The 8636-nt window shown below is 63.8% G+C and carries 7 protein-coding genes and 3 pseudogenes; 8 read left to right on the top strand and 2 right to left on the bottom strand.

The genetic code is table 11. The features are described 5' to 3' along the window. Nucleotides 1-59: 59 nt before the first annotated feature. The 5 genes and pseudogenes from KP010_RS04515 to KP010_RS04535 all read left to right on the top strand — a co-directional run bounded on the left by KP010_RS04515 (nucleotide 60) and on the right by KP010_RS04535 (nucleotide 4319). Nucleotides 60-524 (top strand): NAD(P)-binding domain-containing protein, encoded by a 465-nt coding sequence (locus KP010_RS04515; RefSeq protein WP_142863584.1) that lies wholly within the window; start codon nucleotides 60-62, stop codon nucleotides 522-524. After that, on the top strand, nucleotides 521-1066 hold the full coding sequence (locus tag KP010_RS04520) for a S26 family signal peptidase (RefSeq protein ID WP_142863585.1): 546 nt from the start codon (nucleotides 521-523) through the stop codon (nucleotides 1064-1066). Before KP010_RS04515 ends, KP010_RS04520 begins: the two co-directional genes overlap by 4 nt. Before the next feature lie 30 nt (nucleotides 1067-1096). Continuing rightward, nucleotides 1097-1432 carry a DUF736 domain-containing protein gene (locus KP010_RS04525; protein ID WP_142863586.1) on the top strand — a complete coding sequence of 112 codons (336 nt, stop codon included), beginning with the start codon at nucleotides 1097-1099 and terminating at the stop codon, nucleotides 1430-1432. A gap of 124 nt (nucleotides 1433-1556) precedes the next feature. Beyond that, nucleotides 1557-2213: a lytic transglycosylase domain-containing protein gene (locus tag KP010_RS04530; protein WP_246659910.1), complete on the top strand. Its 657-nt coding sequence runs from the start codon at nucleotides 1557-1559 to the stop codon at nucleotides 2211-2213. Nucleotides 2214-2583: 370 nt separating this feature from the next. After that, nucleotides 2584-4319: pseudogene (locus tag KP010_RS04535) on the top strand (relaxase/mobilization nuclease domain-containing protein). Nucleotides 4320-4919: 600 nt separating this feature from the next. Here KP010_RS04535 and KP010_RS04540 read toward each other — a convergent pair. Together KP010_RS04540 and KP010_RS04545 are read right to left on the bottom strand one after the other, a co-directional pair. Next, nucleotides 4920-6032: a hypothetical protein gene (locus KP010_RS04540; protein ID WP_142863588.1), complete on the bottom strand. Its 1113-nt coding sequence runs from the start codon at nucleotides 6030-6032 to the stop codon at nucleotides 4920-4922. A 1-nt stretch (nucleotide 6033) separates the two neighbouring features. Next, nucleotides 6034-7374: a triacylglycerol lipase gene (locus KP010_RS04545; RefSeq protein ID WP_142863589.1), complete on the bottom strand. Its 1341-nt coding sequence runs from the start codon at nucleotides 7372-7374 to the stop codon at nucleotides 6034-6036. A gap of 315 nt (nucleotides 7375-7689) precedes the next feature. Here KP010_RS04545 and KP010_RS22615 point away from each other — a divergent pair. The 3 genes and pseudogenes from KP010_RS22615 to KP010_RS04555 form a co-directional block, all read left to right on the top strand. Further along, nucleotides 7690-7881 (top strand): annotated as a pseudogene (locus KP010_RS22615) (hypothetical protein); the annotation flags it as partial. Nucleotides 7882-7893: 12 nt separating this feature from the next. Further along, nucleotides 7894-8112, top strand: a pseudogene (locus KP010_RS22620) (DUF2274 domain-containing protein); the annotation flags it as partial. A gap of 78 nt (nucleotides 8113-8190) precedes the next feature. Continuing rightward, on the top strand, nucleotides 8191-8625 hold the full coding sequence (locus tag KP010_RS04555; RefSeq protein ID WP_216280477.1) for a hypothetical protein: 435 nt from the start codon (nucleotides 8191-8193) through the stop codon (nucleotides 8623-8625). The last annotated feature ends 11 nt before the right edge of the window (nucleotides 8626-8636 follow it).

The following is an 8636-nucleotide window of genomic DNA, read 5'->3' on the forward strand; positions in this document are numbered from 1 at the left end:
GCGTCGTTGATGCTCGACGTCTCGGCGCCGCCGGCGTTTCGGCCGGCACGCGCACTGGCTTGGACTGCGATTTCAGAGGCGCATCGAGACGCGCTCCCGCGCCGCTCGCCTGCGCCATCCATGGAGCGCTCGAAGCGCTGAAGCCGGGCGCGATCCACGTCAATATGGCGACGGTCTCCGTCACGCTCGCCGCCCGCTTCGAAAAATCGCATCGCGAGAGAGGCGTCGGCTATGTCGCCGCGCCGGTTCTCGGGCGCCCGAATGTCGCGGAGGCCGCACGGCTCAACATCATCACCGCGGGCGAGGCGCAGGCGCTCGATCGCGTTCAGCCGCTGTTCGACCTGATCGGCCAAAAGACGTGGCGCTTCGGCGAGCGGCCCGAGCAGGCCAACGCCGTCAAGCTCGCCGCGAATTTCATGATCGCCAGCGCCATCGGCACGATGGGCGAAGCGGTCGCGCTCGCGCGGGGATACACGCGTGCGCAGCATGACGCCTGGCTGATGCGCCGGGGCGTCGCGCCATGATCCGCCTCGGTTATTTCACAGCGACGCTCTCATCTGTGCTGCTGATCGGCGGCCAGTCCCTGGTTCCTGTCACGCCATGGCTCGTCTGGAACGCCACGGCGAGCACGCCGACAGGGCTCTATGCGCTTCAGGCCACGGGCCGACTCCGGGCTATGCAGCTGGTGGCAGTTCGCCCGCCGGAACCCATCGTGAGCTTCCTCGCTGACGGCGGCTTCCTGCCGAAAGGCGTGCTGCTCTTGAAGCATGTCTTGGCGCTCCCCGGACAGACGGTGTGCCGCGCCGGCGCCGTCATCACGATCGATGGTGTCGACGTCGGCGAAGCGCGAGATCGCGATCGTCTCGGTCGTTCGCTGCCACGCTGGAGCGGCTGCCGGACGCTTCGGCCCGACGAAGTCTTCCTCATGAATCCGACCATTCAGGACAGCCTCGACGGGCGTTACTTCGGTCCATTCCCCGCCGCGTCGATCGCCGCTCGCGCGGTTCCAATCTGGACTGATGAAGAAGGCGACGGCCGCTTCGTCTGGCGCGCCGCCGTCGATTGACCACCGCATATCCTGCTACGGAGCATTCCAATGACGCAGATCGGTCGATTCACTCGCACCAAGTCGGGGTATTCGGGCGCCATCCGCACGCTGTCGCTCGACGCCCAGATCGTTCTCGTTCCCTACGACCACGGCGGCGCGGAGAACGCACCAGATTATCGCATCCTGCTCGGCGATGACGAGGGACCAGAGATCGGGGTGGCATGGAAACGCGTCGGCGAAAAGGCCGGCGACTATGTCTCGCTGCTCCTCGACGATCCGGCCCTGGCGCAGCCGATCCGCGCCAATCTGTTCCAGTCGAGCGAAGACAAGTCCAGCTGGATTCTGCACTGGACCCGACTTCAGAAGCGCAACGAGCGGGACTGACCACATGCGCTCCGCACTCCCGCTCATGAGCATATCGGACCGCCCAAACCGTGCCTGCACGCGCGCGCAATTCACGCTCCTTCTCCTTATCGGCCTCGCCCCAGCCTGCACACTGGGTGGAGTCATGCCCGCGAAGGCAGCGCCGTTCGATCGTCCGACCGATGGCGAGCCTTATGCCGGCCACGTCACAGAGGCGGCGCGGCGCTTCGGCATTCCGGCGGCATGGATTCGCGCCGTCATGAAGATCGAAAGCAGCGCCCGACGAGACGCCGTCTCGCCCAAGGGCGCCATGGGGCTCATGCAGATCATGCCCTCTACCTGGACCGAGTTGCGCAGCCGCTACGCTCTTTCCGGCGATCCTTTCGACCCTCGCGACAACATCCTCGCCGGCGCGGCCTATCTCCGCGAGCTGCACGATCGCTACGGCTCGCCGGGCTTCCTCGCCGCCTATAATGCGGGACCGCGCCGCTACGAGGATTATCTCGACGGGCGCCGGTCATTGCCATTCGAGACCGTCGCCTATGTCACGGCGCTCGCCCCTCTCATCGAGGGAAATGATAGCGCTCGACCCGCCATTCGCTCCGTCTCTGGTCTGTCGCTGTGGATAAAGGCGCCGCTGTTCGTCGGACGGACCAACAGCACACGCGCCGCCAATCATCCGGCGCCAATTCGGACAGCGACCGACACGACGGCTGCCGCCGGCACGCGCGATCTGTCCGCCATCGCGCCTCGCTCAGACGGCCTGTTCGTCGCGCTCTCGTCGACGGAGCACGTGCAATGAGCCAGCACCGCTGTTGCAGTCGGATTGCCGACCTTCGTGCATCGACGGGCCTCATCGCCGTCCTTCGCCCGGCGTTGAAAACGTGCAAACGTATTGTGAGCGCCATTCGCGGCGGCTTCGCACTCCAGCGTTTCAGAGCGCAATGTCGAGAAGAGAGAACGGCGGAAGGCAATTCAGCGCAGAACACGACCGGACTACGGCGAGATAAAAGCGCCTGCCACGCCGGCAGACAAGTCGCGGGCGCGACTTGTCTTTCGTCGGGCAGGCCCGTCGGTCGTTGGCAGGCTTCGGCAAATTCTCATGAAATCACAAGGGTCCGGCTTGCACACTGCGTTCTCGCAGCCGCCGTACGCCTCTGCGAGGCGCTCCGATGAGCCGGGAGGAGAGCGACTTCCGCGTCCGGCCGGGGCGGGTCCGCACGACGCGGGCACCGAAACCGAAGAGCTTCGTCGCTGAGGTTCTGAAAGCCGCGCGCAAGGCCGGTCCTGCGACGCCGCATAGCGGCGCGCGATCCACTGGTGCCGGCGGCTCCGGCTTCGGGCGTGGGCGCGCCGCGTTCGGCCGCGCCCGCCTCGTCGATCCGGGCCGCCGCGTCGTCGTCAAGGCGCGCGTCGTGCGCCACAAGGGACGCAGCTTTCGATCGGCGCCGCTGTCCGCGCATTTTTCCTATCTGAAGCGCGAGGGCGTCAGCCGCGACAGAGAGAACGGCGTGATGTTCGATGCGGCCAGCGACTGCGCCGACGATCGCGCCTTCGCCGAGCGATGCGATGGCGACCGGCATCATTTCCGGTTCATCGTCTCGCCTGAGGACGCCGCCGAGATGACCGATCTCAAAGCCTTCACCCGGGATCTCGCCGGGCGGATGGAGGTCGATCTCGGAACGAAGCTCGACTGGGTCGCCGTCGATCATTGGAACACCGACAATCCGCACGTCCATCTGCTGGTGCGCGGAGTCGACAAGACCGGCGGCGATCTCGTCATCGCCCGCGATTACATCAGCCGCGGCCTGCGCTCGCGCGCGGAAGACCTCGTCGCCATCGAGCTCGGACCGCGCCCCGAGCATGCGATCCGCACTGCGCTCGAGCGTGAAGTCGACGCCGATCGCTGGACGCGGCTCGACGCCGCCATCCGCTTTGCCGCCGACGAGACGGGTCTGGTCGACCTGCGCCCGACGAATCCTGGTCCAGACGACCCCGAATTGCGCCGCCTGATGGTCGGCCGGGCGCAAAAGCTCGAGCGAATGGGACTCGCCGCCTCCGCCGGTCCCAGCCGATGGATGATCGGACTGGAAGCCGAAGGAACGCTGCGCGATCTGGGAATGCGCGGCGACATCATCAAAACCATGCACCGCGCCTTCGCCGAGCGCGGCCAGGATCGCGGCGTCGGTGATTATTCCATAGATGCGGCGCCTTCGGAGTCGCCGATCCTCGGGCGACTCATCGAAAAGGGCCTGCACGACGAGCTGAGCGGAGAAGCCTATGCCGTCATCGACGGGACCGACGGCCGGGCCCATCATGTGCGCTTCCACAGCATCGAGGCGTTCGAACATGCCCCGCCGATCGGCGGCGTCGTCGAGGTGCGGCGCTTCGGCGGCACCGACGATCCGCAGCCGACGCTCGTGCTGGCGACGCGCTCTGACTTCGATCTGGATCGCCAAGTCGGCGCGGCGGGGGCGACCTGGCTCGATCACCGCCGCTGGCGATGGGCGGCTTCGGCGGCGAGGTCCGCGAGGCCATGAGGGCGCGCGCCGAGCATCTCATCTCCGCGGGGCTGGCTCAGCGCCGAAACGGGCAGGTCATTTTCCAGCACGACCTGCTCGCAACGCTGCGCGGCCGCGAGCTGAATGACGCCGCTGCGAAGCTCTCGGCCGAGACCGGCCTTCCGCGCACCCAGGCCGCGGCGGGCAATCAAATCTCCGGCGTCTATCGTCAGCGCCTCATGCTCGCTTCCGGGCGCTTCGCCATGATCGACGACGGCCTCGGCTTCCAGCTCGTGCCCTGGTCGCCGACGCTCGAGAAAAAGCTCCGCCAGCATGTTGCCGGGACGGCTCGAGACGACGGCGGCATCGAATGGAGCATCGGCAGAAAGCGTGGATTGGGCCTATGACGATCGGCTTGCGTCGCGTCGCCGATCCGGCAGCTATATCGCGGTCTCTGCTGGACCACTCTCTATCGCCGTGTCGATCTGGCCTGCCGCGAGGCCGACGATACGGAGACCCCGTGGCTCTGCCCGCGGATGACCGGACGAGATGAAGGCCGCCGGCCTGCTCGGCCCCGACGGAGTCGTTCTCAGCCGGCGCGCGAGAGTGGCGATCTGCGTGCTTCTGGCCAGCAGCTGAGGTTAAGGCCAAAGGCATGCCATCCGGCACTCTCAGCGGCGAGACGCAATTCTTCTCGTTGCGCTTTACCAGCGGCCGGCTCTGATCGGCCCTACGATCTCATAATCGACGCCAAACCCTTTGAATTTCTTTAGACGACGGCCGGGGGGCACCGCGTCGGCGGTCACCATCCTGACGACAAGCACATCTCCAGAAGATGTCGGACGTCTTGCAATGACGACCGAGCCATGAGGCGCCTCGAGCCATTCCAGGAGCTCGCGACGCGTTTCAACTGTGGCCCTCGGTCCCGAAGTCTCCGACATCCGTCACCGTCCTGCACCGCCAGTTATGCGTCTAGCCCAAAAGCTGGCGAGGCGCCAAATCTGCAGTCATGGGCGACCGTGCCCCGTAACGAGTGAAAGGCCGAGCTTCTCGATAACTGGCTTCAAGGGAACCATGTAGGTTTCCTCGTTGCCCCGCCCACCAATGACGAGACCGACCGCTGCGGTGGGCGAGTGGCCCGGCTCCCGGTGCACTACGATGCTTCCGGAATCCCCTTCGATCGCGAACCCCCCATCATATCCCCTTATTATGTAGACAGGCTCGAAAAAGACGGTTCCCTTGAAGGTGATATTTTCCTCGGCGGAGTGGTACACCGTCAAGCTATAGTCTATGCGTTGGGGCCCCACCAGCCGGCTCTCGACGATACCTCGGGTATGCCGCGTGGTGCGCCCGACTTTCTCGACAGGAGCATCTTCCTCTGGATCTGCGACTGTTGACGGAGTGTCGAATTCGGACCCTTGCCATGAAGAGACAAGGTCCGGAGCTACGATCTCGAACACCGCCGCATCGCGGTTGTCGGAATAAGTCGGAACCGAGGAAGGGTCTCCCTGAATGAACTGAAGGGCTCTTCGGTGGAGGCCGATAGTTCGAGGATTTGGCGCTCCAGCTCCGACGTCCAATATCCCCGGCGCCACGATCGGAACGTCGACTCTCGCGTTCGAACAGCCGCCGGTGACGTGATTGCAGGAGAGCCCGTAGAGCTTTCCGGCATCGTCACGTAAAAGCGCGCCCAGAGTTCCAGCCTCTCGAGCATTGCCGACGCTGATCGAGGAACCGCAGGTGAGCCGTTCGCCATGGAACATCTCGGGGAAGCGGGCCGCGGTCGAGGGAGCGGTCACACTGAATGGCAAAGCGACGCGGAATTCGACCGGAACGCCGGCGCCGTTCTCGGAGAGCTTGCTCTCTTCGGCCCGAGTGAGTTTTCTTCGCGTATAAATGAATACTCTGGGGTCGGCTCGCCCGGAGGCCGCGTAGCCGACTGCTGTGATTGGCTTCGAAATGAAGGTTTCCGCTGCGCTTGCCGAGAACATCGCTCCCGGACCGAGAACATCGCGTTGCGGCGTCGTGCTGGCCGATCGGCCTTGACTGAAAACTCCTGCGGCCTCGGCCCAACGCCGTAGATCGTGAGCAGCTTTGATTATGCCTTCCCGGTCGGCCATTTCATTCTCCTGTGGCGCCGCCGACATCCGACACTACGAAGATCGCTGCGCCAGTTGCTGCAAGATCATGGGAGCCGCTGAAGCTCACTCTATAGAAACCGATCTTGGAAGGGGGATCGAGACGAATCTTGAGCTGCTCGACAGGAGCGCCGGCATATGCCAGCGGCAAACGGATGAATGGTTGAAAGGCCGGATTTCGATCGCCATCACTGAATTCGACGATGAGTTCGCCCGATATATCTCGGGTGGGACGCACCGGAACGAGCATGATGTCGATGGGTTTTCCTCGGGCATACACAGGATGGATCGGGAAAATCGACAGGAGCGGTTTTTGAGCGGCGCTCAGGAACGCCGTCGCGGCCGGCCTGGCGTCCAACGAGAAATACAGAAGCGTTCGGATCTGCTCGTTCAGGAAGACCTTGTCGTGCGCGGCGGGGGCCGCATGATGAATGTACGCCGAATTGATCGCGCTCCACAGCGGCACTGTTCCGTCGCCCGTCTCCTTGCCCTTGCGGGGTATCGGCTGCGCGCCGACTCGATCCGTGCGTACCCAGGTGTCATTGCCGGCGCCGGCCAAATAGACATACTCGACGCTGGAGGGTCGCCGGTTCCTCGAGAGAACGTCGTGGATGGCGGCCGCTTTGCCCAGGTTCTCCCAGCTGAGGCCGAGTTCCTCCGCCGTCTTCTCGGCGTAGAGGTTCAGCTCGGTGAGATGATTGCCCTTGGCCTCTACTAGGGCGGCCACGCCGGGCGCCGGCAAGAGCTGGTAGAGTGCGGGATAGCGAGGATCGGCCGAGACGCGCTTGAGATCCGCCGCCGAAAGGCCCGCCGTGCCCTCGAGACCCAGGGCGCGCACGAGCGCAGCCGGAGCGCCCTGGTGGGGGCCGGCCAGAGCCGTAAATGATTTCACCGCCGCGAACCACGGCTTGGCGTCGTAAAGCCCGCTTTCCAGAATGAGCCGAATGATCAGACAACCCATCGAGTGGCCAACGAAAGAGATCTTCGACAAATCCCCCGCGGGAAGGGCGTCGATTCTCGCTGCCACGTTCGCCGCGATGTCCCGCAGGTCGACGCGCCAGTCATAGCCGAACGCATGAAACGATCTGGCTGGCGCACCCGCGTTCCCCGATGCGATGTCCCCGAGATCGCGAAGGAGCGGACCATAAATCTCGAAGCAGAGGACCGAGTCGATCGGATTTCCAGGGCGTAATCCAGGGTCCGTCAATTTATCGATCCGGCCATAGCCGAATTTCGCCTCGAGCGCGGTAGGGGGCCAAACCTGCTCCCCATCGAGAAACAACTCGCTTCCAAGAATGCCAGGCAAAAAGATTATGCTGCCCATATCGCTCTCCGATAGGCGGAAGATATGAAATCGACCTTTGGCCGGAGTCTCACTCCGCAAATAGACACGCCGGATCAAATACTCGCCGAAATATGCCCCCCGAAACCTTATCCAGCGACGAGTTAATTCCCGCCGATTGATACGCCCGAGGACGAGGGGTGAGCAACAGGCTATTGGCGACCGTCGATTGCCGGTTCACGCGCCAGTATTTTTTCGTCTCGGTTCGCCACGCTACGATCGCGACGCGAACATGCTTGAAGGCGCCCGGACCGCGTCCTTGTCTCGATGCCTCGCTCTATTCGAATGGAGGCGTCCATGTCGGCGACCAGGATTCTCTGGGGCCAAATCCTCGTCGTATCGCTGATCGTGCTGACGACGATATGGGCGGCGACCGAATGGACGGCCTGGCGCCTCGGCTTCCAGCCGCAGCTCGGACATCCCTGGTTCGAGCTGGCCCATTTCCCCTTCTATGCGCCGCCCGCATTCTTTTGGTGGTGGTACGCCTTCGCCGACGACAAGCACGTCAAAATCACCGTCGAGATTCCCGCGTCTCTGCATCGCGATCTCGTCGCCTATGCGGACGCGCTCGGCCGAGCCAATGGGCAGACGATCGCTGATCCGCTCAAGCTGATCGTCCCGATGCTTCAGCGCTTCATCGCGACAGACCGAGCCTTCGCGAAGACTCGGACGCGTCCGAAACCTCAACCCGATGTCGCGGAAACCGAAAGGTCGGGATAGCGGGCGCGCAACAGATCGAGAAATGGCTGCAGCATCGGACTGCTGTTCGTCTCTTTCCAATAGGCCGCGAACTGACTCATGAGGCTGATCCTGGCATCCGACGACCTCGAAGCGTCAAAGCGCGTGATGCGGCAAATGAAGGAATTGGAGAACCGGAAGGAGGAACTCGAGAAGGCTCTCACCGAAGCCGAGGAGCCGCCCCCGCTCCTGCATCCGAACATGGCAGAGATCTATCGCCAACGCATTTCCGCGCTCAACGAGAGCCTGCAGAGCGACGAGACCAAAGCCGAGGCGGCGGAGATCGTTCGCACTCTCGTCGACCGGGTGACGTTGGTTCCGGAGGAGGGCCGCTTGGCGGTCGTCCTACGAGGCGACTTGGCTGCGATGCTACGATTTGCGGCGGGCAAGAAAAAGCCCGACGTCCTTTCGGAAGTCGGGCTGGTTGGCGATTTGTTATCGCCGACATCGATGGTTGCGGGGACAGGATTTGAACCTGTGACCTTCAGGTTATGAGCCTGACGAGC

The sequence above is a fragment of the Methylosinus sp. KRF6 genome (assembly GCF_018887255.1).
In the GTDB taxonomy this organism is placed as follows: Bacteria; Pseudomonadota; Alphaproteobacteria; order Rhizobiales; family Beijerinckiaceae; genus Methylosinus; species Methylosinus sporium.